Origin of the sequence: Pseudomonas sp. LA5 (genome assembly GCF_028640825.1) — a bacterium.
Lineage (GTDB): Bacteria > Pseudomonadota > Gammaproteobacteria > Pseudomonadales > Pseudomonadaceae > Chryseomonas > Chryseomonas aestiva.
Genome location: NZ_JAQYZY010000025.1, coordinates 151,603 through 178,260, shown reverse-complemented (window position 1 = coordinate 178,260; position 26,658 = coordinate 151,603). Strand labels below are relative to the sequence as shown.

The 26,658-nt window shown below is 68.1% G+C and carries 22 protein-coding genes; 14 read left to right on the top strand and 8 right to left on the bottom strand.

Features of this window, described 5'->3' with window-relative positions; all coding sequences use genetic code 11:
- Nucleotides 1–55: 55 nt before the first annotated feature.
- The 8 genes from argE to PVZ72_RS07450 form a co-directional block, all read right to left on the bottom strand.
- Nucleotides 56–1,207, bottom strand: coding sequence for an acetylornithine deacetylase (gene argE, locus PVZ72_RS07485; protein WP_273861582.1), 1,152 nt, complete (start codon nucleotides 1,205–1,207; stop codon nucleotides 56–58).
- Nucleotides 1,204–1,881: a DUF1028 domain-containing protein gene (locus PVZ72_RS07480; RefSeq protein ID WP_187979236.1), complete on the bottom strand. Its 678-nt coding sequence runs from the start codon at nucleotides 1,879–1,881 to the stop codon at nucleotides 1,204–1,206. The genes argE and PVZ72_RS07480 overlap by 4 nt, the downstream gene beginning before the upstream one ends.
- 9 nt (nucleotides 1,882–1,890) lie before the next feature.
- Complete coding sequence (locus PVZ72_RS07475) at nucleotides 1,891–2,307, bottom strand: RidA family protein (protein ID WP_133861749.1); 417 nt, start codon at nucleotides 2,305–2,307, stop codon at nucleotides 1,891–1,893.
- 28 nt (nucleotides 2,308–2,335) lie between these two features.
- Nucleotides 2,336–3,628, bottom strand: coding sequence for a flavin-containing monooxygenase (locus tag PVZ72_RS07470; protein WP_187979238.1), 1,293 nt, complete (start codon nucleotides 3,626–3,628; stop codon nucleotides 2,336–2,338).
- 80 nt (nucleotides 3,629–3,708) lie between these two features.
- On the bottom strand, nucleotides 3,709–4,440 hold the full coding sequence (locus tag PVZ72_RS07465; protein ID WP_273861581.1) for a class II aldolase and adducin N-terminal domain-containing protein: 732 nt from the start codon (nucleotides 4,438–4,440) through the stop codon (nucleotides 3,709–3,711).
- Nucleotides 4,441–4,459: 19 nt separating this feature from the next.
- On the bottom strand, nucleotides 4,460–5,299 hold the full coding sequence (locus PVZ72_RS07460) for an ABC transporter substrate-binding protein (RefSeq protein ID WP_273861580.1): 840 nt from the start codon (nucleotides 5,297–5,299) through the stop codon (nucleotides 4,460–4,462).
- A 28-nt stretch (nucleotides 5,300–5,327) separates the two neighbouring features.
- The gene (locus tag PVZ72_RS07455; RefSeq protein WP_273861579.1) at nucleotides 5,328–6,200 is read right to left on the bottom strand and encodes a phytanoyl-CoA dioxygenase family protein; all 873 of its coding nucleotides are present in this window, start codon (nucleotides 6,198–6,200) and stop codon (nucleotides 5,328–5,330) included.
- Between the two features lie 29 nt (nucleotides 6,201–6,229).
- Nucleotides 6,230–7,750, bottom strand: a complete 1,521-nt coding sequence (locus PVZ72_RS07450) for an amino acid ABC transporter permease/ATP-binding protein (RefSeq protein ID WP_273861578.1) — start codon at nucleotides 7,748–7,750, stop codon at nucleotides 6,230–6,232.
- Between the two features lie 378 nt (nucleotides 7,751–8,128).
- On the opposite strand from PVZ72_RS07450, the gene PVZ72_RS07445 reads away from it, so the two are divergent.
- From PVZ72_RS07445 to PVZ72_RS07380, 14 genes are all read left to right on the top strand, one after another.
- Nucleotides 8,129–9,058, top strand: coding sequence for a LysR family transcriptional regulator (locus PVZ72_RS07445; RefSeq protein ID WP_187979243.1), 930 nt, complete (start codon nucleotides 8,129–8,131; stop codon nucleotides 9,056–9,058).
- 129 nt (nucleotides 9,059–9,187) lie between these two features.
- The gene (locus tag PVZ72_RS07440) at nucleotides 9,188–9,700 is read left to right on the top strand and encodes a sigma-70 family RNA polymerase sigma factor (protein ID WP_133861742.1); all 513 of its coding nucleotides are present in this window, start codon (nucleotides 9,188–9,190) and stop codon (nucleotides 9,698–9,700) included.
- A complete protein-coding gene (locus tag PVZ72_RS07435) occupies nucleotides 9,694–10,641 on the top strand; it encodes a FecR domain-containing protein (RefSeq protein ID WP_273861577.1) in 948 nt (315 codons plus the stop codon). Before PVZ72_RS07440 ends, PVZ72_RS07435 begins: the two co-directional genes overlap by 7 nt.
- Before the next feature lie 70 nt (nucleotides 10,642–10,711).
- Complete coding sequence (locus PVZ72_RS07430; RefSeq protein WP_273861576.1) at nucleotides 10,712–13,108, top strand: TonB-dependent receptor; 2,397 nt, start codon at nucleotides 10,712–10,714, stop codon at nucleotides 13,106–13,108.
- Between the two features lie 340 nt (nucleotides 13,109–13,448).
- Nucleotides 13,449–14,822, top strand: coding sequence for a diaminobutyrate--2-oxoglutarate transaminase (locus tag PVZ72_RS07425; protein WP_273861575.1), 1,374 nt, complete (start codon nucleotides 13,449–13,451; stop codon nucleotides 14,820–14,822).
- A 69-nt stretch (nucleotides 14,823–14,891) separates the two neighbouring features.
- Nucleotides 14,892–16,664 (top strand): IucA/IucC family protein, encoded by a 1,773-nt coding sequence (locus tag PVZ72_RS07420; RefSeq protein ID WP_273861574.1) that lies wholly within the window; start codon nucleotides 14,892–14,894, stop codon nucleotides 16,662–16,664.
- A complete protein-coding gene (locus PVZ72_RS07415; protein WP_273861573.1) occupies nucleotides 16,657–17,865 on the top strand; it encodes a type III PLP-dependent enzyme in 1,209 nt (402 codons plus the stop codon). Before PVZ72_RS07420 ends, PVZ72_RS07415 begins: the two co-directional genes overlap by 8 nt.
- Entirely contained in the window at nucleotides 17,862–19,268 is a 1,407-nt protein-coding gene (locus PVZ72_RS07410) for a DHA2 family efflux MFS transporter permease subunit (RefSeq protein WP_273861572.1), read from the top strand. Before PVZ72_RS07415 ends, PVZ72_RS07410 begins: the two co-directional genes overlap by 4 nt.
- Nucleotides 19,265–21,106 (top strand): IucA/IucC family protein, encoded by a 1,842-nt coding sequence (locus PVZ72_RS07405; protein WP_273861571.1) that lies wholly within the window; start codon nucleotides 19,265–19,267, stop codon nucleotides 21,104–21,106. Before PVZ72_RS07410 ends, PVZ72_RS07405 begins: the two co-directional genes overlap by 4 nt.
- Nucleotides 21,100–21,876 (top strand): HpcH/HpaI aldolase family protein, encoded by a 777-nt coding sequence (locus PVZ72_RS07400; protein WP_273861570.1) that lies wholly within the window; start codon nucleotides 21,100–21,102, stop codon nucleotides 21,874–21,876. The genes PVZ72_RS07405 and PVZ72_RS07400 overlap by 7 nt, the downstream gene beginning before the upstream one ends.
- Nucleotides 21,873–23,723 carry an IucA/IucC family protein gene (locus PVZ72_RS07395; RefSeq protein ID WP_273861569.1) on the top strand — a complete coding sequence of 617 codons (1,851 nt, stop codon included), beginning with the start codon at nucleotides 21,873–21,875 and terminating at the stop codon, nucleotides 23,721–23,723. Before PVZ72_RS07400 ends, PVZ72_RS07395 begins: the two co-directional genes overlap by 4 nt.
- Complete coding sequence (locus PVZ72_RS07390) at nucleotides 23,713–24,630, top strand: ABC transporter substrate-binding protein (RefSeq protein WP_273861568.1); 918 nt, start codon at nucleotides 23,713–23,715, stop codon at nucleotides 24,628–24,630. Before PVZ72_RS07395 ends, PVZ72_RS07390 begins: the two co-directional genes overlap by 11 nt.
- Nucleotides 24,627–25,628, top strand: a complete 1,002-nt coding sequence (locus PVZ72_RS07385) for a FecCD family ABC transporter permease (protein WP_187979252.1) — start codon at nucleotides 24,627–24,629, stop codon at nucleotides 25,626–25,628. The genes PVZ72_RS07390 and PVZ72_RS07385 overlap by 4 nt, the downstream gene beginning before the upstream one ends.
- Nucleotides 25,618–26,649, top strand: coding sequence for a FecCD family ABC transporter permease (locus PVZ72_RS07380; protein ID WP_273861567.1), 1,032 nt, complete (start codon nucleotides 25,618–25,620; stop codon nucleotides 26,647–26,649). Before PVZ72_RS07385 ends, PVZ72_RS07380 begins: the two co-directional genes overlap by 11 nt.
- Nucleotides 26,650–26,658 lie beyond the last annotated feature (9 nt).

Genomic DNA, 26,658 nt, shown 5'->3' with positions numbered 1-26,658 from the left:
TCGAGGGAATGGGCTTTCTGGTCAGTTCAGCATTCCGCAAAATGGAATGATCGGGCTAGCGACAAGCGAAGGCCAACACCCGACCCAACATGGCATCGCAGCCGTCCAGTTGCGCCTGGGTGACGAATTCGTCGGGCTTGTGCCCCTGGGCCATGCTGCCGGGGCCGCAGACCACGGTGGGAATGCCGGCCGCCGCGAACAGACCCCCTTCGGTGCCGAAGGCCACGGTGCCGAAGTCGCGGGAGCCGCAGAACTGCGCGATCCAGTCGGCCGCCTCGCTTTCGACGGCGGTATCCAGGCCGGGATAGCTCGACAGCTCGGTGAAGCGGATGGCGCTCTGGCCGCTGATGGCGCGCATGGCCGGCAGCAGGGTCGCCTCGGCATGGGCCTGCAGCTGATGGATCACCTGGTAGGGGTCCTGGGCGGGCAGGGCGCGGATCTCGAAATCGAAGGTGCAGTCCTGGGGCACGATGTTCAGTGCCTGGCCGCCACCAATGAGGCCGGTCTGCACCGTGGAGAAGGGCGGATCGAAGCGGGGGTCCTGGCGTTCCGCTGTCCTGAGCGCCTCACCGAGCCGGCCGAGTTCCACGACCAGGCGCGCGGCGTATTCGACGGCGTTGACGCCCTGAGGCGCATAGGCCGAATGACAGGCCGCGCCATGCACCTGGCAGCGCATGGCTACCTTGCCCTTGTGGCCTAGCACGGGTTTCAGCTCCGTGGGCTCGCCGATCAGGCACAGCAGCGGCCTGACCGGACGCTGGGCCAACTGGTCGAGCAGGCTGCGCACGCCGAGGCAGCCGACTTCCTCGTCGTAGGACAGCGCCAGGTGCAGCGGGCGGCGCAGGGCCGCACGGCTGGCCCCGGGCACCAGTGCCAGCAGGCAGGCCAGAAAGCCCTTCATGTCGGCGGTACCGCGACCGTAGAGCTTGCCGGCGCTTTCGCTGAGGGCAAAGGGGGGACGGGTCCAGGCCTGGCCGTCTACCGGCACCACGTCGGTATGTCCCGAGAGCACGATACCGGGCACGTCCGCCGGCCCCAGGGTGGCGAACAGGTTGGCCTTGGTGCCTTCGCCGTTGTGGATCAGCTCGTAGGGTACGCCGAAGCCCTCCAGGTAGCCGGCGACAAAGTCGATCAGCGCGAGGTTAGTTTCGCGGCTGGTGGTGTCGAAGGCCACCAGCCGCGCCAGCAGTTCACCGCTGGCGCTCATCGGTCGTCTCCCGGGACGCCGTAGCCGGGGGCGAGATCCGGGCGCACCGCCCGGTCGAGATAGTCCTGCAACTGGGGTTCATAGGCGCGCCACAGCGCCGCCAGCTCGCCGATGGGGTCCGTCTCGGCCCAGTCGACCCGCAGATTGACGATGGGCCAGCTGGCGTCGCCCACCACCAGCAGCGCCGCCGAGTGCACCGGTCCGGCCTCGCCACCGGCGGCCATGGCCGCCTGCATGGCCCGCAGCAGGCGCTCGGCAAGAGCGCCCTGGCTGGCTTCGAAGCTCTCCACCAGCGCCTCCACCACCGCGGGGCTCGCCAGCATGTTGCCAGCGCCCACGCAGTCCCGGCCGCTGCGCGCCTGGTGCACGCCCAGGGTATGGGCACCGCTGTGATGGGCACTGCGGCCCTGGGCGTCGATGACGGTCACCTGGCGATACTCGGCGTAGCCGTCGCCGGCCAGGCTCTCGGCCAGGGCCGCGCTGGGAGCCTGTCCCGCAGCCAGTCGCTCCAGGGTGCGCGGCCCCAGGGCGGGCAGGGTGATGTTCTGCGAGCTGACCGCGCCGATCCCGGGTTGCAGCCAGGGACAGCGGGCGCCCACGGCGATGCTCGACGAACTGATGGCGATGCCGAATTGACCGGTCTCGGCGCAGCGGGCGGTGAGGGAAAAGGTCATGGGGCGGCCTCAGTCGGGGATCACGGCGATGACGTCGATCTCCATCAGCCACTGGGGCTGGCCCAGGGCCGCGACCACCAGGCCGGTGGAGATGGGAAAGACGCCCTTGAGCCACTTGCCGACCTCCTGGTACACCGGCTCGCGATAGCGCGGATCGATCAGGTAGGTGGTGGTCTTGACGATGTGGCTGAGGTCGCTGCCGGCTTCCTCCAGCAGTTGCTTGACGTTCTTCATCGCCTGTTCGGCCTGGGCACGGGGATCACCCAGCCCGACCAGCCTGCCGTCGAAATCGGTGCCGACCTGACCACGGACATAGACGGTGTTGCCGGCGCGCACGGCCTGGCAGAGGTCGTTGTCCAGGGTCTGGTTGGGGTAGGTGTCCTTGGTGTTGAACATGCGGATACGGGTGTGGGTCGGGGTGGCCATGCGGGATCTCCGGGTCTCGATAAGGGCGTCAGGCGCTACGCGACTGCTGGGGGTGGGCGGCCGACTGGATGCTGGGACGGTAGTCTTGGTAGCGGCGCTGGATGGCGATCTGGTCGGCCACGTGGCGGGCGTCGTGCCAGCAGCCCCAGATGAAGGCCGAGCCGCGGCGGCTGAGCCAGGGCAGCCCGACGAAATATATGCCCGGCTCGGCACCGACCCCGCGCTGGTGCCTGGGCTTGCCGTTGTCGCCAAAGGTATCCACCTGCAGCCAGCTGAAGTCGGTGGCATAGCCGGTGGCCCAGATCACCGAGCTGACGCCCGCGGCCTTCAGGTCCAGTTCCTTGAGCGGTTCACGGATGCAGTCGGCGTCCGCCACCCGTTCGCGGGCTGAGGGCTCTTCGGGCAGGTCGAGGCTGTGGCGGGCGGCATAGGCGTCGGCGGCGTCGAGCAGGGCCAGGTAGTTGGCGTCGCCGGCGTCGAGGTTCTGGTTGAGGTCCGGACGGAAGCGCACCACCCCGTCGACGAAGCTGTCGGTAAGGCCCACCAGGGTCATGCCGGCCTGGGCCAGGCGGCGAAAGTCCACGGTATGGCCACCGCGGGCGCCGCTCACGGCGATGGTCACGTGCTCGCGGCCCGGCTGCATGGTCTCGGTGTCCCACAGGCCGAGCACGCCCAGCCACCAGCAGAAGTCGCGGCTGCGATAGGCCCGCGGCGGCCGGTCATGGGGGCCGACGGAGAGATAGACGCGCTTGCCGGCGCGCAGCAATTCCTCGGCGATCTGCACGCCGGAGGAGCCAGCGCCCACCACCAGCACCGCGCCTTCGGGCAGTTGCTGTGGATTGAAATAATGGGCGGAATGGATCTGGTAGAGGCCCTCGTCCGTTGGTGCGATGGCCGGGATCACCGGCTTCTGGAAGGGACCGGTGGCCACCACCACGCGCTGGGCGTTCAGGCTGCCCGCCGAGGTTTCCACCAGAAAGCCCGCCTGGCCGGCCTGGCGGGTCACCCGGGTGACGGCGACGCCGGTGCGGATGGGTGCGCCGATCTGCCGGGCATAGGTCTCGAAGTAGGCGGCGATCTCGTCCTTGCCGGGAAAGCCGTCCGGCGCCGTCTGGAATTCCAGTCCGGGGAAGCGGTCGTGCCAGGCCGGACCGTTGGCCACCAGGGAATCCCAGCGACCGGTGCGCCAGGCTTCGGCGATGCGGTTCTTTTCCAGCACCAGGTGCTCGATGCCGAGGCGTCCCAGGTGCTCGCTCATGGCGACGCCGGCTTGGCCAGCGCCTATCACCAGGGTGTCGATCGTGGTCGGTAATGTGGACATGAGGGTACCCTTAGGCCGCGCGGCGGGGTGCGGCCGTCATCTAAGCAGTAGGAAGGCGGAGCGCGCAGGCTCCGCGGCGATCAATCCAGCACGGAAGGGTCCTGCTGGATCATCAGTTCTTTCATCTCGGCGAAGTGCTGCTCGGAGAAGTCGGTGATGCCTTCCCAGGCGCGGGCGGTCTTCTCGGCGACCTCGGCGGAGAGCACCTTGAGCGGCTGGCCGGTGGACCAGGCGGTGACCAGAATCTGGCAGGCACGCTCCAGGGTCCAGATATCGTCGAAGGCCTGGCCGACGGTGGGGGCGATCACCATGACGCCGTGGTTGCCCATCAGCAGGCGCTGCTTGCCATCCAGCAACCCGGCCAGGCGCGCACCCTCGGCCTCGGTATCGGCCATGCCGCCATAGAGTTCGTCCACCGCCAGGCGATTGAAGTAGCGCGCCGTGTTCTGGTCGATGGGCGGCACCTCGGGCTTGGCCAGGCAGGCCACCGCCGTGGTGTAGACCGGGTGCAGGTGCAGCACCACCCGGGCCTCCGGCAGCCGGCGATGGATCTGCCCGTGGATCGACCAGGCGGTGCTGTCCACGTCGGGCCGCTCGGCGCCTCGGGGATCGTCCGCGTCGAGCAGCAGCAGATCACTGGCGCGGATGCGCGAGAAGTGCTTCCACTTGGGGTTGATCAGGAACTGCTTGCCGTCGGTGGAGACGGCGGCGCTGAAGTGGTTGGCGACGGCTTCGTGCATGTCGAGGTGGGCGATGACGCGAAAGGTCGCCGCCAGATCGATGCGCAGCCGTTCCTCGGGAGAAAGTGCCATGGTCGTGACTCCGTAAAGCTCAGGGCTTGGGCATCAGGGCGGCGATGTCCGCCTCGGTGGGCGCCTGGAAGTTGTATTTCTTCAGCAGCGCGGCGTACTCCGGGGTGGCGCTGTATTGCTTGAGCGCCTCCACCAGGGCGGTCTTGACCGCATCGTTGCCCTTCTTCACGCCAAAGCCGTTGAGCACTGGGTAAATCAGGGTGTCCGAGGAGATCACCACGCGATTGCCGAGCTTTTCCACCAGGCCGCGGGCCACGGCGGCGTCGGTGATCTGCGCCTCCACGGCCTTGGACAGCAGCGCCTGGGTGGTCTGGGGATCGGTGCCGTATTCGCTCACGACGATCGGCTGCAGACCGTTCTTCACGCAATACTCGTCGGAGAGCTTGTGCAGTTGCTGCAGCCAGGAGGTGGCGCCCATGGAGCCGATCTTGTGGCCGCAGAAATCTTCCGGCTTCTTGGGCTGATAGCTGCTGCCCTTGAGCGCGATGATCGACTCACCGCTCTTCAGGTAGGGGATCATGTCGATCACCTTGAGGCGGTCCGCGGTGATGTACATCGAGGAGTTGGTGATGTCGAAGCGCCCGCCCTGCAGCCCGGTGATGAGGTTGGGAAAACGGGTGTCCAGCGTTTCCACGGAGCGCCCCATGAGCTTGCCCAGCCCCTCGACGAATTCGATGTCGAAGCCTGCCGGCTTGTTGTCCTGCACGTATTCGTAGGGGAAGAAGGTCAGGTCGGAACCGGCGACGAGTTTGCCTGGCTGCAGGAAGTCGGCCGAGGCCAGGCTGGAGACCAGCGCCAGGCCGGCGCCCAGTACGGCGGTGGAGAGGATTCGAATCGAGGCGCTGCTGACTCTTTGCATGGCGGTGCTCCTTGGAGGGTAGGAAAGATCAAACGGCAGCCTGGTCGAGCCCGGCCTGCTGGACGAAGAACGACGCGCCGCGTGGTTTCTGCGGCAGCCGCACGCTGTTGGCCACGCTGCGCACCAGCCCGCTTTCCTGGCCGGCCACCAGCACCCCGGCGTGCTCGCTGGGCAGCGGATTCTCGCCAAAGGGCAGGGCATCCTCGGCGGCATAGACGCTGATGAACAGGGTGCGCGGCAACTCGGTCTGGTTGGGGCTGGAGGCGTGCAGCAGCCGGGTGTGCATGAAGCACACCGAGCCGGCCGGGCCGAAGCAGGCCACGGGCTCGCCGCAGTGCTCGGCCACCACGCTGTCGTCGACCGCGCCGGTGAAACGGCCGTCCTGCCAGTGCGACCACAGCGGGCCCCTGTGGCTGCCGGGGATGACGGTGAGGGGGCCGTTCTCCGGGGTCACCTCGCTCACCATCAGCAGCGCGGTGACCACGTCATCGTTGCTGTGGGGCGTGAAGAGGAAGTCCTGGTGCCACTTCACCTGGGTGGCGGTGCGCGGCAGCTTCGAATTGATCTTGCTGTGGTGGAATCGCGTGCCGCTGCCACCGATGAGCTGAGCCGCGACCTGGGCCATCCGCGAGGTGAAGGCGACCTGGCGATAGGCCGCGGAGATCTCGGTCGGCGAACTGACCCGGCGCAGGGAGGGGTGGTCGGGCCGGTGATCCAGTTCGACATCGAAGCGGGCGCGGCCGTCCTGGGTCTCGCCCCAGGCCTCGGCGTGGCTGCGACTGTCTTCGACCCAATCATCGAAATCGGCCTGCAGGGCGGCGATCTCCGCGGCCGTCAGCAGGTTCTCGACCACCAGGTAGCCGTTCTTGTGGAAACTCTCCAGTTGCGCTTGCTCGATCATAGGGGTTCTCCAGAAGCCAAGGGTGGGGGTCAAGCCAGGGACACGTCCTTGAGGAAAGCCTCGACGCGGGGATGCTGGCCGTTGCGCAGTACCTGGGGCGCGTCGTCGCAGACCACACGGCCCTTTTCCATGAACACGATGCGGTCCGAGACCTTGAAGGCGAAGTTCATCTCGTGGGTGACGATCACCATGGTGATGCCCTCCTGGGCCAGGGCCTCGATCACCTGCAGCACCTCGTTGACCTTTTCCGGGTCGAGCGCCGAGGTGGGCTCGTCGAACAGCATGATCTGCGGTCGCATCATCAGCGCCCGGGCGATGGCCACCCGCTGCTGCTGGCCGCCGGACAGCTGGTGCGGATACTTCCAGGTGTGATCGAGCATCCCGACCTTGTGCAGCAGGGCATAGGCCTGCTGCCTGAGCGCCGCGGGGGTATCCAGGCGGTGATAGCGCGGCGCGAGCAGCAGGTTGTCCAGCACCGTGAGGTGGGGGAAGAGATTGAAGCTCTGGAACACCATGCCGATGTCCAGGCGATGCTCGCTGTGCTCGATGAAGCGCGGCTTCTGGGCGCCGTCCTTGTGCAGGTGGATGAAGGGCTGGCCGTTGATGCGGATCTCGCCGTTGTCCAGTTGCTCCAGGCCGTTGAGCAGGCGGATCAGGGTGGTCTTGCCCGAGCCGGACGGGCCGATCACCGAGACCACCTCGCCGGGCTGGATGCGCAGGTTGACCGAGCCCAGCACCTCGACGTCGTTGTAGGCCTTGTGCAGGCGGGCGGCCTGTAGCGCCGGGGTGGCGGCGTCCCACTGCGGCCTGGCGCTGGCGGTGGAGGCCTGGGTGGCCAGGGCCAGCACCTGCTCATCGGGGGTCCGCACCACCTTGCGCTGGGTAACGTCGAGGAAGCGCTCCAGGCGTTTGAGCAGGAAGTCGAAGAGGGTGACGATCAGCACGTAGTAGAAGGCCACCGCCACCATGGTCTCCATGACCAGGAAATTCTGCGAATAGAGACGCTGGCCGACCATCAGGATCTCGGTGAGGGAGATCACCGATACCAGGGAGCTGAGCTTGACGATGGAGATGTATTCGTTGGCCAGCGACGGCAGGGCCACGCGCAGGGCCTGGGGAATGACGATGCGCCACTGGGTGCCGAGAAAGCGCAGCCCCAGCGCTCGCGCCGCCTCGCCCTGGCCCTTGGGAATCGACAGCAGGCCGCCGCGGTGGATCTCGGCGACATAGGCCGTCTCGCTGATGACCAGGCCGATCAGGCCGGCCCAGAAGGGATCGGCCAGCACCACCGAGGTGCCCGGCAGCGCCTGCGGCAGGTTGTACATGAAGATCAGCAGCACCAGCAGCGGCACGCTGCGAAAGAACCAGATGTAGGCGCGGGCCGGCAGGTTGAGCGCGGGATGCCGGGACTGCTTGGCCAGGGCGATGAAGAAGCCCAGGGCGATGCTGATGACCCAGGTGAGGGTGCTGAGTTTGATGACGGTCCAGGTTGCCAGCCAGAATTGAGTGTCGCCGATAAGGCCGAACATGTAGTTCCAGTCGAAAGTCATCGTTAAAACCTGTCGCCATTCATTGGAAGGACACCTCCGAAGAGGGCTGTCCGGTCGCTGCAATTACAGAATTGGCAATCGGCGGACTTATCGTCAATTAACAAATTACGGGCCTCTGTATAGGACTTTGCTATACAGAGAAAACGGCTGCTGGAGAACTTTTCCTCTATGCCCTCATAAGGAGCAAAGTGCCGCCATTAAAGGCTTCGATGCAGGGTTTTGGTGCACTGGGATGATAAGACGCGGCGGAGATCCACTGGATTTTCAAAGGTTTGATGGGCGTTGAAGACAGGCGCAGCCTGCCTGGCACAGCTTTCGCTTCGGGGGTAGAGGCTATGCAAAAACGAGCTCTGCACAGTTTTTTCCTATAGGTAATCCGTGACCCACTTTACGCTCAGGCAACTTCGTTATTTCGTCGCGGTGGTCGAGGAAGACAGCATCGTCGAGGCAGCGCGACAACTGCACATATCCCAGCCGTCGATTTCCGTCGCCATCAAGAATCTCGAAGAAAGTTTCGAGCAGAAGCTGTTTATCCGCCATCACGCCCAGGGCGTTTCCCTCACCGCCAGTGGGCGCCGACTCTACGACAAGGCCAAGGAACTGTTGCGGCTGTCCCACGAGCTGGAACAGAACGCCAAGGCGGAAAACGAGATGGTCTCGGGGACCGTGGCCATCGGTTGCTTCGAGTCCGCCGCGCCGCTCTACCTGCCCAAGCTGGTCGCCGGCTTCAAGCGGCTCTATCCGGAAATCACCATCCAGCTGCACGACGGCGAGCAGCACGAACTCATGCACGGCGTGCATCGGGGACGCTTCGACCTGGTGTTTCTCTACGATCTGGAGCTGGGTGATTCCATCACCAAGGAGAAGCTCAATGCGCCGCACAAGCCCTATGCCCTGTTGCCTATTGCCCACCCCCTGGCGGGCAAGAAGGCGGTGACGCTCAAGGAGCTGAGTCGCGAGCCCATGATCCTGCTGGACGTGGTGCCCAGCCGTAACTACTTCATCGACATCTTCAAGGAGAAGGGCTACCACCCCACGGTGGCCTACAGCTCCCCCTCCATCGAGATGGTGCGCTGCATGGTGGGGCAGGGGCTGGGCTTTTCCGTGCTGGTCACCCGGCCGACCACCAACCTGACCTACGACGGCAAGCGTCTGGCCCAGGTCAACATCCACGACGACATGCCGGCCTCGACCTTCATCATGGCCTACCTGCGCAACAACGAGCCGACCAAGGCGACGCGGCTGTTCATGGACTATTGCCGGAGTGTCGATCTGTCGCCGGTGCCGGCGGAAAACCCGGCAGGCTGAACACCGTGCTGGCAGTTACCCATCTTCCGGGCGAAAGGGCAGGGATAGACGGCTCCGGGCTGGTCGCCGATGCGTGATGTAAAGTAGAATCAATATCATCTAAGCATCATCGAGCAGGCAGCACCCGTTATGAGTGATATGGCTCTCGCATCCTCACGTCATCTTCATCGGCTCTATTGCGATCACAGCGGCTGGCTACAGGCCTGGTTGCGGCGGCGGCTGGGCAGCGAATGGGATGCGGCCGATCTCAGCCAGGAGGCCTTTCTGCGGCTGGTGCGCAACCCCGAGGTGCTGGGCGAACTGCAGGAGCCGCGGGCGTACCTGGTGACCATCGGCAAGCGCCTGCTGATCAATTTCCAGCGCCGGCGTAGCCTGGAGCAGGCCTATCTCGACGCCCTGGCCGAGCTGCCCGAAGCCTGCGCGCCATCGCCCGAGCAACGCTGGGTCCTGCTGGAAACCCTGCAGGCCCTCGATGAGCTGCTCGACGGCCTGCCCGCCACGGTGCGCCATGCCTTCCTCCTCAGCCAGCTCGAAGACCTCACCTACCGCGAGATCGCCGAGCGCTTGCAGGTCTCCGAGCGCACCATCAAGAGATACATGGCGCAGGCCTATGAACATTGCCTGCTGGCGGAGCTGTGCTGAGCGGCGCCCAGGACCGGCGGCGGACCGCGATCCGCGAGGCCGCGGGCTGGCTGGCGTTGCTGGAATCCGGTGCGGCTGGCGAGCGCGAACACCAGCAGCTGCAGGCCTGGCGCCAGGCCCATGCCGAGCACGAGCGCGCCTGGCAGGCGGCCCTGACGCTGCAGCAACGCTTCGCCGCGGTGCCGTCGCGCCTGGCCATGGCCAGTCTGCAACCGGCCGATCGCGGCCGACGTACCGCCCTGCGGCAGTTGCTGGGCCTGGCGGTGGTGGTACCGACGGGGTGGTGGCTGACCCAGGAAGTGCCGCTGGACGCCTGGACCGCCGATCTCAGCACCGCCACCGGCGAACGCCGCAGCCTGACCCTGGCGGATGGCAGCCTGCTGCAACTCAATACCGCGACCGCCGTGGACCTGGATCAGACCCGGCGACGCCTGACCCTGGTGCGCGGCGAGCTCTCGCTGTGCGTACCCGGTACCCAGGCGCTGAGGCTGGATACCCGCTTCGGGACCCTGATGGTGGAGCAGGCCGAGGTCTGCGTGCAGCAGGACGATGAAGGATGCGACGTGCGCGTGGTCAGCGGTAGCGTGGGGGTGCGACCGCTGAGCGGGCCGGGGCTGGAACTGGGCAAGGGCCAGCAGTTGCGCCTGAGTACCTTGGGGATCGGTGCCATCGAGCCGTTTTCCGCGACGCTGCTGAGCTGGCGCCAGGGCGTGCTGATCGCCCAGGACCAGCCACTGGGCGAATTCCTGCAGCAATTCAGTCGCTATCGTCCTGGCCTGCTGCGCTGGGATCCCGCGGTGGCCGACCTCAGGGTCACCGGCAGCTTTCAGCTCGCCGATACCGACCGGGTACTGGCGCTGCTGGCCGCGACGCTGCCAGTTGAGGTGCACTGGCGTACCCGCTTCTGGGTGACCCTGAAACCCCGCTCGATCGCCGCCTGAAAAAAGCCTGTCCCCTTTTCCGTACTCGTCGGTCATTAACGGCATAGGACAATCAAAGGAGGGGGATTCAATGGTGGCGTTGGTATTGCGTCCGTTGCTGCGCACGGGCTTGCTGGTGGCGTTGAGTGGTACTCCCTGGTGGGCGGGTTCTGCCTGGGCCCAGGAGGCCGCCCGCCGGCACTACGAGATTCCCGCTGGCAGTCTCGCCCAGGCGCTGACCCGCTTCGCAGCGGAGTCCGGCGTCAATCTGGCGGTGGATCCGGGGCTGGTGGGCAAGCGCGACAGCGCTGGCCTCAACGGCGACTATGGCGTGGAGGAGGGCTTCAGCCGCCTGCTGGCCGGCTCGGGCCTGCGACTGCAACCGCTGGGGGAGCGCGACTTCACCCTGGCGCCAGCGCCGCAGGACAGCGGCGTCCAGGAGCTGGCCAGTACCTCTATCGTCGCCACCAGTCTGCAGGCGGATGACACGCCCTACGCCGGCGGCCAGGTCGCGCGGCAAGGCTCCCAGGGACTGCTGGGCAATCGCGACTTCATGGACACGCCCTTCAGCCAGACCTCCTACACCGCCCAGACCGTCCAGAATCTTCAGGCCCGCACCCTGACCGACCTGATCGCCAGCGATCCCTCGGTGCGCTCCACCAATCCGTCAGGTGGTCGCTTCGAGCAGTTCACCATCCGCGGTTTCAGCCTGTTCAACAGCGACGTCGCCTACAACGGGCTCTATGGCGTGCTGCCGACCTATTCCATCGACATGGAGATGGCCGAGCGGGTCGACATCCTCAAGGGGCCGAGCCAGTTGCTCAACGGCATCTCGCCTCGCGGCAGCGTCGGCGGGGGCATCAACGTGGTGCCCAAGCGCGCCACCGATCAGCCCATCACCGAAATCACCGGCAGCTATGCCTCCGACAGCCAGGTGGGCGGCGCCGTGGACATCGGTCGTCGCTTCGGCGCGGACAATCGCTTCGGGATGCGCTTCAACGGCGTCAAGCAATCCGGCGATACCACCTGGGATCACCAGCACGTCGACCGGCAGATGGGCGTGCTCGGTCTGGACTATCGCGTGGAACGCCTGCGCCTGGGCCTCGATCTCGGCCACACCGAGCGCGACACCGATGCGCCCCAGGAGCGGGTGCTGGTCGGTGCCAATGCCCGGGTGCCCGATGCCGACGACGTGCGCCACAACTATGCCCAGCGCTGGACCCGCGCCCAGACCAAGGACACCTTTGGCGCCCTGCGTGGCGAATTCGACGTCGACGATTCGCTGATGGTCTACGGCGCCGTGGGCGCGCGCCGCAGCGATCACGATTTCCTGCGCCACAATGTTTCCCTCACCAACGACGCCGGCGATTTCACCGTCCAGCCGCGCGACTTCACCCGCGACGAAAACGTCCGTACCGCCAACGTGGGCGCGCGCAAATGGCTGCAGACCGGGCCGGTCAGCCACGAGCTCAATGTCAGTGCCGACTACTTCTACATGGACTTCGAGAACGGTGGCGGGCGCTACGCCAGCGGGGCCAGCAACCTCTATGCGCCCCGCGACCTGCCCGCGCCGGGCGTGCGCACCCGGTCCGATGCCAAGGACTACACCGAGAACCGCTTCAGTGGCGTGGCCCTGGCCGACACCCTGGGCTTCTTCGACGACCGCCTGCTGGTCACCCTCGGCGCCCGCTGGCAGCGGGTCAAGGTGGACGACTGGTCCGATGGGGTGAAGCAAACCACCGCCTACGACGAGGAAAAGGTCTCGCCCTCGGCGGGGGTGCTATTCAAGGCCACCGAGCGCCTGTCGCTCTATGCCAACTACATGGAAGGCCTCAGCCAGGGCAAGATCGCGCCGTCCACCGCGCTGAACGAGGACGAGATCTTCCCGCCCTTCATCAGCCGTCAGGCGGAGGTGGGCGCCAAGTACGACTTCGGCGCCGTGGCCGTGACCGCGAGTGCCTTCCGCATCAAGCAGCCAGCCTACGAGACCAACGCCACCAACCGTACCTTCGGTCCCAACGGCAAGCGGGTCAACGACGGGGCGGAGCTGAGCGTGTTCGGCGAGCCGCTGGCCGGCTTCCGCGTGCTGGGCGGCCTGATGTACATCGACAGCGAGCTCAGGGACACCGTGGGTGGCACCTTCGACGGCAATCGCGCCCCGGCCACGCCCAGGCTCAATGCCAACCTCGGCGCCGAACTGGACATCCCGGCGGTGCCCGGCCTGACCCTGACCGGACGGGGGATCTACACCAGCTCCCAGTATCTGGACCAGGCCAACAGCAAGGAAATCGACGCCTGGCATCGCTTCGACGTGGGCGCGCGCTACGCCTTCAAGGTCGACGCCACCCGCGTGACCCTGAGGGCCTCGGTGGAGAACGTGATGAACGAGCGCTACTGGGCCTCCGCCGGCGCGTCCGACGACAGCGAACCCGGCCTGACGATCTCCACGCCGCGGACCTTCGTCTTCTCCACCACCCTGGCGTTCTGACGCCGCCGGAGCCCGTTGCTGCGCAAGGCTCGTGCAGTCCTGCGCAGCGGCAGATTGTATGAGCCGTTAATTACCGGCAGAACCTTGCTGCGTTATTTGGCTGAAATTCGTTATTCATTGACAGGAGTGCCCTGCGGATATAGCTGAAACAAGATCCTTATCAGGCTTATTACCGAGCTATTTCAATAACGGACTGTAGTGAGTTCGGGTTTTTTATCGTCCGCAGATTGGCCAAAGTTGGGCGAGTTCAAAGACTGGGCTATTTACGGGAATAGCGGTTGAAGGATGAGAATGAAACTGATTATCGTTACCGAAGATAAACGTCCCGAGGTCTGACGCCATGCTTCAACCATCCCTCAGTCGCGATACCGCAGTAGCCGACAACGCCTTCTTTCTCGCTCGCCAGGCGCGCTTCGAATCAAATGTCCGCAGCTATCCGCGCAAGCTGCCGCTGGCCATCGCCAAGGCCGCCGGTGTCTGGGTGACCGACGTCGAAGGCAAGACCTACCTGGATTGCCTGGCCGGGGCCGGCACCCTGGCCCTGGGGCACAACCATCCGGCGGTCACCGCGGCCATCACCGACTTTCTCGGCAGCGGCCTGCCCATGCACAGCCTGGACCTCACCACGCCGCTCAAGGACGCCTTCAGCGAGCGCCTGCTGGGCCTGCTGCCGGGTCGGGCGGAAGACTACTGCCTGCAATTCTGCGGGCCGTCCGGCGCCGATGCGGTGGAAGCGGCGCTGAAGCTGGCCAAGAAGGTCACCGGACGCAGCAACGTGGTGGCCTTCTCCGGCGGCTACCACGGCATGACCCACGGCGCCCTGGCCGTGACCGGCAATCTCGCGCCCAAGCAGGGCGTGGCGGGGTTGATGCCCGGGGTGCAATTCCTGCCCTATCCCCATGAGTACCGCTGCCCGCTGGGCCTGGGTGGCGAGCAGGGCGCCGCGGCCCTGGCGCGCTATCTGGAGCGGTTCTTCGGCGATGTGGAAAGCGGCGTCTGCCGGCCGGCGGCGGTGATCGTCGAGGCGGTCCAGGGGGAGGGCGGCGTCAATCCGGCACCGGCGGCCTGGCTGCGGACCCTGCGCCAGGTCACCCGGGAGCACGGAATCCTGCTCATCGTCGACGAGGTCCAGACCGGTTTCGGTCGCACCGGCGCGCTGTTCGCCTGCCAGCATGCCGGCATCGAGCCGGACATCCTGGTGCTGTCCAAGGCCGTGGGCGGTGGCCTGCCGCTGGCCCTGCTGGCGATACGTCGGGAGTTCGACGCCTGGGAGCCCGGTGGCCATACCGGCACCTTCCGCGGCAATCAATTGGCGATGGCCACGGGGCTGGCCACCCTGGAGGTCATCGAGCGCGATGGCCTGGTCAGCCATGCCGCCCAGCTCGGGGGCTGGCTCAGGCGCCATCTGGAGCGGCTGCGCGAGCGCTTTCCCGCCATCGGTAATGTCCGCGGGCTGGGGCTGATGCTGGGCCTGGAAATTGTCGAGGCGGGCGGCGACGCGGATGCGCTCGGCAGCCTGCCGGCCGATCCCGCCCTGGCGGCGGCCATCCAGCGCCACTGTTTCGCCCAGGGGCTGCTGCTCGAACGCGGTGGCCGCGACGGCAACGTGGTGCGACTGCTGCCCCCGCTGATCCTCCAGGAAAGCCACTGCCTGGTGCTGCTCGAGCGCCTGGAGGCGGCCCTCGTGGCGGCCCTGGCCGAACCCCGTGGCTGAGCACGAGGCACCCCCGAGTGCCGTGACACCGGATCGCCCGCAGGGACGCGCAACCTCTTGGACACTGCCATGACTTCTCTAGAATCCACGCTGCTTTCCCGCATCGTCAGCGAGCTGGCGTCTTCCCACGCCCTGATGAATTGCCTCATCAAGGAATTCGCGCTGCCGGAAAAGTGCCTGACTTATAACTGGCCGGAAGATCGGCGCGGTATAGCGCCGGCCAATTATCTGAGTTGGTTACAAGACGGCGGCGTTCCCTTGCTGATCAACTTTCCTGGAGACCGCCAGTTCTTTCTGGTCGTCGATCGACAGGATGAACTCGGCAGCCAGCGTTATCTATCCGATATCTATGTAAGACGCGGCGACCAGCCCTGGTATTGCCCGGACTTTCCCGCCTTCATCGATTATCTGCTGGAGGCCTGCGAAGAACTCGCCGGCGCCCACAATGGCGAGTTGCTGCAGCAGGTCCTGCAGAGTCAGCGCCTGACCGCGGCCATCGTCGACCACGTGCAGGTCACTCGACATCCCGCGCCGCTCAGCGACTACCTGGCCAGCGAGCAGGGCCTGTGGTTCGGCCATCCCAATCACCCGGCGCCCAAGGCGCGGCGCTGGCCGGAGCCTCTGCCGGCCGAGGCCTATGCACCGGAGTTGCACACCAGCACCCCCATGCACGTGCTGGAGGTGCCGCGCGCCGGGTTGCAGGTGGCTGGCAACGGCCTGAGCGATGCCCAGGTGTTGCAGGGCTTCGTGGACCAGGCGCAGGCCGCTCCGGAGCGGGCGCGGATCGTGCTGCACCCGGTCCAGGCGCAGCTGTTCCTGGGCGATCCGCGGGTCCAGGCGCTGGTCAGCCAGGGGCTGATCCATGACCTCGGGCCCAGCGGCGCCCTGGCCAGTCCCACCGCCTCCATGCGTACCTGGTACCGCGCGGGCCATGCCTTCTTCGTCAAGGGCTCGCTGAATGTGCGCATCACCAATTGCGTGCGCAAGAACGCCTGGTACGAACTGCAGAGCAGCCTGATCGTCGATCGCCTCATGCAACGCCTGCAGGGGCGGGTGGCGGGCCTGGACATGGTGCGTGAGCCGGGTGCCCTGAGCTGGGCACCGCCGGCGGCGAGTGCCGAGGACGAGCGCTGGTTCCGCGAGCAGACCGGCGCCATCCTGCGCGAGAATTTCTGCCTGGAGCATGGCGCCGACTGCTGCCTGCTGGCCGGCACCCTGTTCGCCCGCGACACCCGCCTGCAGCCGCTGCTGCAGGACTTCCTCAGTCGCTGCGGCGGTAGGAAACCCAGCGATCAGGCGCGGCTGGCCTGGTTCCAGGATTACCAGCGGCTGTTGCTGGGGCCGGTACTGCGACTGTTCTTCGAGCACGGCGTGGTGCTGGAGCCGCACCTGCAGAATTGCGTCCTGGTGCATGACAATGGCCGGCCCGTCCGGCTGCTGCTGCGCGACTTCGAAGGTATCAAGCTGACCGATACCCTCGGCGCCGAGGCCCTGGACGCCCACGTCCATCCCCGGGTGCGCCAGTCGTTGCTCTACAGCCGCGACCAGGGCTGGCGGCGCATCGCCTACTGCCTGTTCGTCAATAACCTCGCCGAGGCGGTGCTGGCGCTGAGCTGGGAGCGTCCGCACCTGGCGCCGCGCCTGTGGCGGCAGGTGGAAGCCGAGTTGATCGCCATCCGCGCGGATCTGCAACGCGCCGCGCCCGAGCTGGATGCGCTGATCGCCGGCCAGCCGATTCCCTGCAAGACCAATCTCAAGGTGCGCCTTGCCGCCCAGGCCGATCGCCAGGCCGGCTACGTGCAGTTGCCTTGCCCCTGGGGCGCGGAGGTGCGTCATGGGTGAGCTACCGACCGTGGTCCGCGCCGCCCTGGTGGAAGCCCAGGCGCAGTCCAGCGATCCCCTGGCGGCCTTCGTCTACGACCTCGATGCCCTGCGGCGGCACGTCGCCGCGCTGATGGCCGAATTGCCGCCGGGCGTGGAGCTGTACTACGCCATCAAGGCCAACAGCGAGGCGCCGATCCTGGCGGCCCTGGCGCCGCTGGTGCACGGCTTCGAGATCTCCTCCGGTGGTGAGATCGATCGCCTCGCCGCCTGCCCGCAGCGCAAGCCGTTCATCTTCTCCGGTCCGGGCAAGCTGGATTCCGACCTGCGCACCGCCCTGAGCGCCGGGGTCGAAGCCATCCACCTGGAGAGCCTCGGCGAGATCCAGCGCCTGCAACGCCTGGCCCGCTCCCTGGGGCGGCTACAGCCGGTGTACATCCGCATCAACCCACAATTGCCGGCCGGGCTGACCAGTACCCTGGCCATGGCCGGTACGGCGACGCCCTTCGGCTTCGACGAGGCCGACCTGCCCACCGCAGTGGCAGCGGTGGAGGCGGCCAGTCACCTGCAGCTGCAGGGTTTCCATGTGCATGCCCTGTCGCACCAGCACTCGGTCGAGCGCCATCTGCACCTGCTGGACTTCTACCTGGAACGCTGGCCGCACTGGCGCGGCCTGGCCCGGCGCCCGGAGAGCCTGGTGCGGCTCAACGTCGGTGGCGGCATCGGCGTGGATTACCGCGAAGGCCGGCGGTTCGACTGGGCGCGGCTGTGTGCGCACCTGCGCGCCCGTCTGGCCGCCCAGGCGCAGCCGCCGCTGATCCGCTTCGAACCGGGCCGTTTCCTCGCGGCCTTCTGCGGCTACTACACCATGGAGGTGCTGGATACCAAGACCAGTCATGGCCAGCACTTCCTGGTCTGCCGCGGCGGGACCCACCAGTTCCGTCTGCCGGTGGCCCAGGGACACGATCACCCGGTGCTGCACCTGCCCCGCGAGGCGCGAGCGACGGCGACCGGGGGCAAGGCCTGGACGGTGGTAGGCCAGCTCTGTACCCCCAAGGACATCCTCAGCCGCGGCCAGCCGCTGGGCGAGGTACGGGTGGGCGACCTGCTGGTGCTGCCCCTGGCCGGCGCCTATGGCTACAACATCTCCCACGCGGACTTCCTCTGCCATCCGCGCCCACGGCAACTGTTCCTCGACGGGAACGGGAGGGCCTCGGCGTGAGCGTGGCGATCCCGCGGGTCTGGGTGGCGGTGAACGTGCTGCTGGGCACGGTCACCGTCAGCCTGGCCAATACCGCGCTCAATCCGGCGCTGCCGGCCTTCATCGCCGCCTTCGACCTGGGGCCGCTGCTGGCCAGCTGGATCGTCGCCGGCTTCATGGTCGCCATGGGCATCACCATGCCGCTGACCGGTTTCCTGGCCGGGCGCCTCGGGCGGCGGCGGCTCTATCGCCTCGGGCTGCTGGCCTTCATCGCCGGTTCGGCGCTGGGCGCCCTGGCCGAGTCCATCGCCGGCGTGCTGCTGGCGCGCATGGTCCAGGGGGTGGCCAGCGGCCTGATGATTCCCCTGGCGCTGGGCATCATCTTCTCCGTCTATCCCAAGGAGGAGCGCGGGCGGGTGACCGGCTGGTGGGGTGGGGCGGTGATGCTGGCGCCGGCGGTAGGGCCCTTGTGCGGCAGCCTGCTGCTGGAGGTGTTCGACTGGCGCGCCCTGTTCCTGCTCAACGTCCCGGTGGGCCTGCTGGCCCTGGCCATGGGGCAGGTGGTGCTGCCCGCGGATGCCCCCCGCGAACACCAGCCCTTCGACCTGGCCGGCTACCTGCTGATCGCCGGTGGCCTAGGGTTGCTGCTGGTGACCCTCGGCCGGCTGCGCGAGCTGGCGGCGCTGGGCGAACCCCTCAATCTGCTGGCCCTGGCGGCCGGCTTCCTGTGCCTGCTGGCCTTTGTCCGGCTGCAACTGCGGCGCAGCCATCCGCTGCTGCCGCTGCGACTGTTCGCCCTGCGCGGCTACCGGGCCAGCGTCATCATCGCCGTGGTCCAGGCGGTGGGCATGTTCGAATGCCTGGTGCTGCTGCCGCTGCTCATCCAGCTGGTACTGGGCCACAGCGCGCTCTGGACCGGTCTGGCACTGCTCTGCACGGCGCTGGCGGCGGCGCTGTTCGGTCAGGTCGGCGGGCGCCTGCTCGACCGCCGCGGACCCCGTGGCGTGATCGCCACCGGTCTGGCGCTCAGCGGCCTGGCCACCCTGGCCCTGGGTGTGGTTGGCAGCCATGCCGGACTCGCCTGGATCTGCGCGCTGATGGTGCTGCGCGGCGTCGGCCTGGGGCTGTCCTACATGCCGGCCACCACCGCCGGCCTCAATACCCTGCCGGATGCCCAGGTCACCCAGGGCGCGGCCATGAACAACATCGCCCGGCGCCTGGTGTCCTCGGTGGCCGTGGTGGCCGCCTCCCTGTGGCTGGAACTGCGCCTGGGCGGCGCGGCCGGCTGGGGCCCGCGCCAGGCTGCCACCGGCGTCGCCATCCAGGACGCCTTCATCGCCACCGGTCTGTTCATCCTGCTGGCACTGCCCTGGGCCTGGCGCTTTCCCGCCGGCCAATCCCTTTCCGTTCGGAGGTACTCATGACCGCTCAGCTTTCACTTCCTGCGCAGCCCTGGCCGTCGCCCGCCGACGCCGCCCTCTATCGCCAGGTCGAGCAGCGCGTGGTGGCGCAATTGCTGCAGACGCTGATCTACGAAGAGGTGCTCAGCGCCCAGGTACAGCCAGTGGCGGATGGCCTGGCGCAGTATCGCCTGGCCGGTCGCGCCGCCGATGGCCAACCGGTGCAGTACCTGGGCTATGCGCCCGCCGCTGCCAGCTTCGGCCTGATCCGCCTGGACCCCCAGCGCCTGGTTCGCCAGGACGCCCAGGGGAGCCGTGCGCCGACGCTGCACGAGACCCTGGCCGAATTGCTCGGCGAGCAGAGCGCCGCGCCGCTATGGCCGCGCTTCGTCCAGGAGCTGGAGCAGACCCTGCTCAAGGACCTGCAGTCGCGCCGCCAGGATTATCGTCCCGACCGCCCGGCCCACGAACTGGATGTGGACGCGCTGGAACGGCACTTCATGGATGCCCATGGCTACCACCCCTGCTACAAGTCGCGCATCGGCTTCTCCCTGGCCGAGAATCGCCGCTACGGACCGGAATTCGGCGAGCCGATCCAGCTGGTCTGGCTGGCCCTGGCGCGCGAGCGGGCGTCGGTGGGGCACTCTCGCCACCTGGATTTTCCGGCTTTTATCGCCGAGGAATTCGGCGCCCAGCGCTGGGCGGCCCTGGCCGCCGAGTGGCGCGAACAGGGGCGGGCGCTGGACGACTACCAACTGATCCCGGCGCATCCCTGGCAGTGGGAGCAGCACCTCGCCGCGCTGTTCCAGCCCGAGCTGGTGAGCGGCGAGCTGCTCTACCTGGGCACCTCTCGCGACCAGTACGCCGCCCAGCAGTCCATCCGCACCCTGGCCAATCGCAGTGCGCCCCGGCGGCCCTACGTCAAGCTGGCGATGTGCCTGACCAATACCTCCAGCACCCGCATCCTGGCGCGTCATACGGTGCTTAACGGCCCAATCATCACCGACTGGCTGCAGCGCCTGATCGAAACCGATGCCACGGCCCGCGACCTGGACTTCGTGGTGCTCGGCGAGGTCGCCGGCGTCGCCTACGACAGTCGCACGCTGCCAGTCAGTCGCGCGGGGCAGGTCTACGGCACCCTCGGCGCCGTCTGGCGCGAGAGCATCCATGCCTATCTGCGCGCGGATGAGCAGGCGGTTCCCTTCAACGGCCTGACCCAGGTGGAGAATCGCTACGGTCAGGGTGCGCCGCGGCCCTTCGTCGCCGCCTGGATCGAGCGCCACGGCCTGGACGCCTGGCTGCGGCAACTGCTCAGGGTCACGGTGACGCCGCTGATGCACATGCTCCACGCCGAAGGCATCGGCATGGAGTCCCACGGCCAGAACATCGTGCTGATCCACCGCGACGGCTGGCCGCTGCGCATCGCCCTCAAGGACTTCCACGACGGCGTGCGCTATGCCGAGCGCCACCTGGCGCGCCCGGAACTGCGTCCGACCCTGGAGCCCTTGCCGGCGAGCCACGCGCGGATCAACCGCAATTCCTTCATCCTCACCGAGGACGTGGACGCGGTACGCGACTTCACCTGCGATGCCTTCTTCTTCATCGCCCTGGGCGAGCTGGCGGTGTTCCTGCGCCAGCACTTCGCCCTGGCCGAGGCCGACTTCTGGCAGGCGACCGCCACGGTCATCCTCGACTACCAGCGCGCCCATCCCCAGCACCGGGAGCGCTATGCGCTGTTCGACGTCTTCGCCCCCACCTTCGAGGTGGAGGAGCTGACCAAGCGGCGCCTGCTGGGCGATGGCGAGCGGCGTTTCAAGGCGGTGGCCAATCCCCTGCATCCCTACCGGCCCGCCGCATGCTGAGGCGCAATCGACTCAAGGCCGCCCTGGCGGCCGGCACGCCCAGCCACGGCCTGTTCGCCTCGTTGCCCACGCCCGCCAGCATCGAGCTGATCGCCGAAGCCGGCTACGACTTCGTGATCATCGACCTGGAGCACGTGCTGATCAATCCGGAAACCCTGGAGAACATGATCCGCACCGCCGAGAGCTACGACCTCACGCCGCTGGTGCGGGTGCCGGACGCCGAGCCCAAGCGCCTGCTGCGCCTGCTCGATGCCGGGGCCCAGGGGATCGTGCTGCCCTGCGTGGAAGACCCGGCAGTGCTGGCCGCCGCGGTGCGCGCCTGCAAATACCACCCGGAGGGCGAGCGCAGCCTCAATGCCGGGCGGCCTGGCTCCTTCGGCAAAACCAGCCTGGCCGACTACGTGACCCGCGCCAATGCGCAGATCCTGGTGGTCGCCATGATCGAGAGCGCCACCGGCGTTGCCCGGGCAGCGGAGATCGCCGCGGTGCCGGGAGTGGACCTGCTGCTCGAAGGGGCGGCGGACCTGTCGCAATCCCTCGGTCGCCCCTGGCGCATCGCCGATCCGGAGGTGCAGGAGGCCCTGCACCAGACCTGGTACTCGGCAAGACGCCAGGGCACACCCTATTGCGCCATCCCCCGGCGCCCGGAGGACCTCGATCTCTGGCGCGCCCGGGGCGTCACCACCTTTGTGCTCGGCGACGAGCGCGGCATCGCCTTCCGGGCCCTGCAGGCCCGCCTGACCGCCCATTCCTGCGGAGAATCCCCATGAACGCCCAGACCCTCGCCACCGATCTGATCCTGCAGGACCTGTTCGACTGCCTGCTGGCCGAAGACGTCTTCGCCCCGCTGGCCGTGACCCTGGCGGCCGCGGCCCCGGAACTTCCCGCCATCCTGCAGCCGGCCGCCCCGGAGGAGCGCCTCTGGGAGTGCTGCTGCGATCCCCGCGAGCAGCGCTTCATCGCCGCGCGGGTGCGTCCGGGTATCACCCAGGCCTGGGTAAAGGTGCCCGGTACGCCGATCCTGGCGCGCCAGGGCGACGCCTGGAGCACCCTCACGCCCGAGGCCTTCGTCTCCCTGGTCTTCGCCGAGGCGGCTGCCGATCCGGAGCGGGCACGGGGCATCGCCCTGCTGCGCGAGACCCTGGCCACCAGCCTGCGGCAAACCCGGCTGTCGCTGGAACGACCCCTGGTCCCGGGTCCGCTGCTGGAGGGCGACGGCCAGGCCGCCTTCCTGCAACTGGAGCGCTGGGCCGCCCTGCGGGATCGACCCTATCACCCCCTGGCCAAGGCCAAGCTGGGCCTGAACGACGCCGACTACCAGGCCTATCAGGCCGAATTCGGCCAACCCGTGCGCCTGGCCTGGGTCGCGGTGCGCCGCGATCAGCTGCTGTGCGGCGAGGGGGTGGCGGCGGAGAGCCAGGGGCCGGCGGCCGCCCTGCTGACCCCAGCGGCGCTGGCCGAGTTGCAGGCCGAATTGCAGCAGCGCGGCCTGGCCGAGAGTCACCTGGCGCTGCCGGTACACCCCTGGCAACTCGCCGAGGGACTGCCGGGCCGGCTGGACGAGGCCTTCACCAGCGGCGTCTGCCAGCACCTGGACTTCGCCGGCGCACGTTGCCACGCGACATCGTCGCTGCGCTCCATGCTCATGGAGGAGGGCGCGGGCGTGGCCCAGCTCAAGTTGCCCATGGCGGTGCATTCCCTGGGCGCCTCGCGCTACCTGCCGGCGGTGAAGATGATCAACGGCTCGCGCAGCGAGGCCCTGTTGCGCCAGGCCCGCACCCTGGACCCGGTGCTCGCGGAGAGCCTGCACCTGTGCGACGAGTCGCGCTGGTGGGCCTTCATGCCGCCGGCGGCGACCTTGTTCGACGAGGCGCCGCGGCATCTCTCGGCCATGGTGCGCGGCTATCCCGCGGCGCTGCTGGCCGATCCCGACTGCCGGCTGCTGCCCATGGCCGCGCTCGGCACGCCGTTGCCGGGCAGTCGCCGGCATTTCTTCGATGACTGGCTGGCGGCCCGGGCGCTGGCACCGACGCCGGCCAACGTCCAGCTGTTGCTGGGTGAGCTGTGCCACAGTTTCATCGATCTCAACCTGCGGATGTTCCGCCTCGGCCTGCTCGGCGAGGTGCACGGGCAGAATGCCGTGCTGGTCTGGCGCGCCGGGCGCATCCAGGGCCTGCTGCTACGCGACCACGACTCCCTGCGCCTGTACGTGCCCTGGCTGGAGCGCCAGGGGCTGGCCGATCCGCAGTACCGGATCAAGCCCGGCCATGCCCAGACGCTCTATCACGAGCATCCGCGCGATCTGCTGTTCTGGTTCCAGACGCTGGGCATCCAGGTCAACCTCAGGGCCATCTTCGAGACCATCGCGAACTGCTACGCTGTCCCGCTGACCGCTGCCTGGACGCTGCTGCGCGAGGTACTGGAGGAGCGCATCGCGGCCCTGGACTTCGACGCCGAGGCCCGGGCGCTGCTCCGGGAGACCTTGTTCGAGGCACCGGACTGGCCGCAGAAGTGGCTGCTGCGCCCGATGATCGAGCGGGCCGGTGGGCCCGGCAGCATGCCGTTCGGCAAGGGCAGGGTGGTCAATCCCTTTCATCAGGTGAGCCATGCCCCCTAGTGTTTCCCTCTCTATGACCCGCCGCCGCCTGCTCGGGCTCGGCGGCGTGCTCGCCACCGGCCTGGCGCTGCCGCCAGGCGTCGCCCGGGCGCAGTCCACGCGCGTGGCCACGCTGTTCCAGGGTGCCACCGACAGCGCCGTGGCCCTGGGGCTCAGGCCTTGCGGGGTGGTCGAATCCTGGAGCGAGAAACCTGTCTATCGCTACCTGCGCCCGGCGCTGGCAGGGGTGCCCTCGCTGGGTCTGGAAACCCAGCCAAGTCTGGAGGACCTGGCGCTGCTGGCGCCCGACCTGATCGTCGCCTCGCGCTTTCGCCATGGCCGGATCGCACCCTTGCTGCAGCAGCTGTGCCCGGTGGTGATGCTGGAGGAGGTCTTCGAATTCAAGCAGACCCTGCTGGCCCTGGGCACCGCTGCGGGGCGTGAAGCGGACGCCATGGCCCTGCTGCAGGCCTGGCAGGCGCGCATCGCCCGTCTGCGCGAGGCGCTGCAACGCCATTACGGGACCCAGTGGCCGCCGACGGTGGCGGTACTGGATGTGCGCGCCGATCACCTGCGCAGCTACCTGGCCGACAGCTTCGCCGGGCGGGTACTCAGCGAACTGGGCTTCGCCTGGCCGGCGGCCAGCCAGGGCAGCGCTGCGCCCTCGATCAAGCTGACCTCCCGGGAAAGCCTCCCGGTGGCGGAGGCCGAGGTCTTCTTCGTCTTCCTGCGCGCCGACCAGGCCGCGGTGCAGCGCAACTACGCCAGTCTGCTCGAACACCCGCTCTGGCAACGCCTGAGCGCCCCCCGGCGCGGGCAGGTCTGGCGGGTCGACGGGGTGGCCTGGAGCCTGGGCGGCGGCATTCTCGCGGCGAATCGTCTGCTGGACGATATCGAGGGCGTTCTGGCCGCCCAGGGGGCCGCATGAGCGCACCCTTCAGATTGCTGCTGCTCGCCCTGGCCCTGGCGCTGACCGCCGTGCTGAGCCTCTCGGTCGGTGCGCGCTGGATCGCGCCTAGCAGCGTGGTGGCGGCGCTGGTGCAAGATCCTTCGCTGGCGCTGGATGCCACCCTGGTCAACACCACGCGCCTGACGCGGCTGCTGGTCGCTCTGGTGGTGGGTGCCAACCTGGCAGTGGCCGGTGCCCTGATGCAGGCCATGACGCGCAATCCCCTGGCTTCGCCGGGGCTGTTCGGCATCAACGCCGGGGCCACCTTCGCCCTGGTGCTGGGCATCACCCTGCTGGGGCTGTCCAGCACGGAAGGCTGGGTGCTCTGCGCGCTGCTGGGCGCGGCGGTGGCCGGCACCCTGGTCTGGATCCTGGGCAACCGGGGCCAGGCGCGCCTGACGCCGCTGCGCATCGTGCTGGCTGGCGCCGCCCTGGCGGCGCTGTTCACCGCCTTCAGCCAGGCGCTGCTGGTGATCAATCAGGAGGGCCTGGACAGCGTGCTGTTCTGGCTGGCCGGTTCGGTGGGTGAGCGCAACCTGGCCATGGCTGCGCCCCTGCTGGTGTTCAGCCTGCTGGCCCTGGCCGCCGCCATGGTCCTGGCCGGGCAGCTGGATGTACTGGTCGCCGGTGACGACCTGGCCCGTGGCCTCGGCCAGCCGATCGGACTGATCCGCTTGCTGGCCGGGGTGCTGGTGATCTGTCTGGCCGGCAGCGCCGTGGCCCTGGCCGGCAACATTGGCTTCATCGGCCTGATGGTGCCGCACCTGGTGCGCGGGCTGTTGGCCCGCGCGCGAAACGAGCATCGCTGGCTGATCCCCGGTTGCGCCCTGGGCGGGGCCCTGCTGCTGGTGCTGGCCGACAGCCTGGCGCGGGTGGTGATCCTGCCCCAGGAGGTGCCCGTGGGCATCATGACCGCCCTGTTCGGCGGGCCGTTCTTCATCCATCTCGCGCGCCGGGGAGGCCGCCATGGCCGTTGAGATCGTCTGGCGGCTCGGCCGCTTTTCCCGGCGCCTGGCCCCGGCCACCCTGGGGCGGCTGGTCGTCGCCGCGCTGGTGGCCCTGGCGGCCTTGCTGCTGTGCCTCTGCCTGGGCAAGGTCTGGTTGACGCCCACCCAGGTGCTGGCCGTCTTCGCCGACGACGCGCACGGCGGCCGGAATTTCATCGTCACCCAGTTGCGCCTGCCGCGGGCGCTGCTGGCGGCCCTGGTCGGCAGCGCCCTGGCGGTGTCCGGCCTGCTGCTGCAGGGCCAGGTTCGCAATCCCCTGGCCTCGCCGGACCTGCTCGGCATCACCAGTGGCGCCAGTGCCGGGGCGGTCTGCTATCTGGCGTTTCTGGCCGGGAGTCTCGGGCCGCATGGCCTGCCGCTGGCCGCGATGCTCGGCGCGGGCCTGGCGGCGCTGCTGGTCTATGGCCTGGCCTGGAATCACGGAGCCTCGCCGTTGCGGCTGGTGCTGGTGGGGGTAGGGGTATCGGCCATGCTCGCCGCGGCCACTACCTTCCTGCTGGTGTTCAGTCCGCTGACCACCACGCTGTCCGCCTACGTCTGGCTGACCGGCAGCGTCTATGGCGCCAGCTGGCCGGAGGTGCGCGCCCTGGGCCTCTGGTGGCTGGCCCTGTTGCTGCCACTGGCGGCTCTGGCGCGACACGCCGTGCTGGCGCAACTCGACGACGACCTGGCCCGCGGCCTCGGCGTGCGCCTGCAGCGGCAACGCGCGGCCCTGCTGGCGCTGGCCGTGGCCCTGGCCGGGGTGGCCATCGCCTGGGGGGGCGCCATCGCCTTCGTCGGCCTCATCGCGCCCCATATCGCCCGCCGCCTGCTGCCCAGTGGGTTCGCCGGTCAGGCGCTGCTGGCGGCCCTGGTGGGAGCGCTGCTGGTCATGCTCGCCGACCTCCTGGGTCGTACCCTGTTCCTGCCCCTGGATCTGCCGGCCGGCATCTTCGTCGCCGCCCTGGGGGCGCCCTTTTTCCTCTACCTGCTGATCCGGCAACGCCCCTGAAGGAGGCTT

Bases quoted from the DNA above. Each gene is read 5' to 3' on its own strand.
- argE (WP_273861582.1), bottom strand. From the start codon at position 1,207: ATGAGCGCCAGCGGTGAACTGCTGGCGCGGCTGGTGGCCTTCGACACC.
- PVZ72_RS07480 (WP_187979236.1), bottom strand. From the start codon at position 1,881: ATGACCTTTTCCCTCACCGCCCGCTGCGCCGAGACCGGTCAATTCGGC.
- PVZ72_RS07475 (WP_133861749.1), bottom strand. From the start codon at position 2,307: ATGGCCACCCCGACCCACACCCGTATCCGCATGTTCAACACCAAGGAC.
- PVZ72_RS07470 (WP_187979238.1), bottom strand. From the start codon at position 3,628: ATGTCCACATTACCGACCACGATCGACACCCTGGTGATAGGCGCTGGC.
- PVZ72_RS07465 (WP_273861581.1), bottom strand. From the start codon at position 4,440: ATGGCACTTTCTCCCGAGGAACGGCTGCGCATCGATCTGGCGGCGACC.
- PVZ72_RS07460 (WP_273861580.1), bottom strand. From the start codon at position 5,299: ATGCAAAGAGTCAGCAGCGCCTCGATTCGAATCCTCTCCACCGCCGTA.
- PVZ72_RS07455 (WP_273861579.1), bottom strand. From the start codon at position 6,200: ATGATCGAGCAAGCGCAACTGGAGAGTTTCCACAAGAACGGCTACCTG.
- PVZ72_RS07450 (WP_273861578.1), bottom strand. From the start codon at position 7,750: ATGACTTTCGACTGGAACTACATGTTCGGCCTTATCGGCGACACTCAA.
- PVZ72_RS07440 (WP_133861742.1), top strand. From the start codon at position 9,188: ATGAGTGATATGGCTCTCGCATCCTCACGTCATCTTCATCGGCTCTAT.
- PVZ72_RS07430 (WP_273861576.1), top strand. From the start codon at position 10,712: ATGGTGGCGTTGGTATTGCGTCCGTTGCTGCGCACGGGCTTGCTGGTG.
- PVZ72_RS07425 (WP_273861575.1), top strand. From the start codon at position 13,449: ATGCTTCAACCATCCCTCAGTCGCGATACCGCAGTAGCCGACAACGCC.
- PVZ72_RS07420 (WP_273861574.1), top strand. From the start codon at position 14,892: ATGACTTCTCTAGAATCCACGCTGCTTTCCCGCATCGTCAGCGAGCTG.
- PVZ72_RS07415 (WP_273861573.1), top strand. From the start codon at position 16,657: ATGGGTGAGCTACCGACCGTGGTCCGCGCCGCCCTGGTGGAAGCCCAG.
- PVZ72_RS07405 (WP_273861571.1), top strand. From the start codon at position 19,265: ATGACCGCTCAGCTTTCACTTCCTGCGCAGCCCTGGCCGTCGCCCGCC.
- PVZ72_RS07400 (WP_273861570.1), top strand. From the start codon at position 21,100: ATGCTGAGGCGCAATCGACTCAAGGCCGCCCTGGCGGCCGGCACGCCC.
- PVZ72_RS07395 (WP_273861569.1), top strand. From the start codon at position 21,873: ATGAACGCCCAGACCCTCGCCACCGATCTGATCCTGCAGGACCTGTTC.
- PVZ72_RS07390 (WP_273861568.1), top strand. From the start codon at position 23,713: ATGCCCCCTAGTGTTTCCCTCTCTATGACCCGCCGCCGCCTGCTCGGG.
- PVZ72_RS07385 (WP_187979252.1), top strand. From the start codon at position 24,627: ATGAGCGCACCCTTCAGATTGCTGCTGCTCGCCCTGGCCCTGGCGCTG.
- PVZ72_RS07380 (WP_273861567.1), top strand. From the start codon at position 25,618: ATGGCCGTTGAGATCGTCTGGCGGCTCGGCCGCTTTTCCCGGCGCCTG.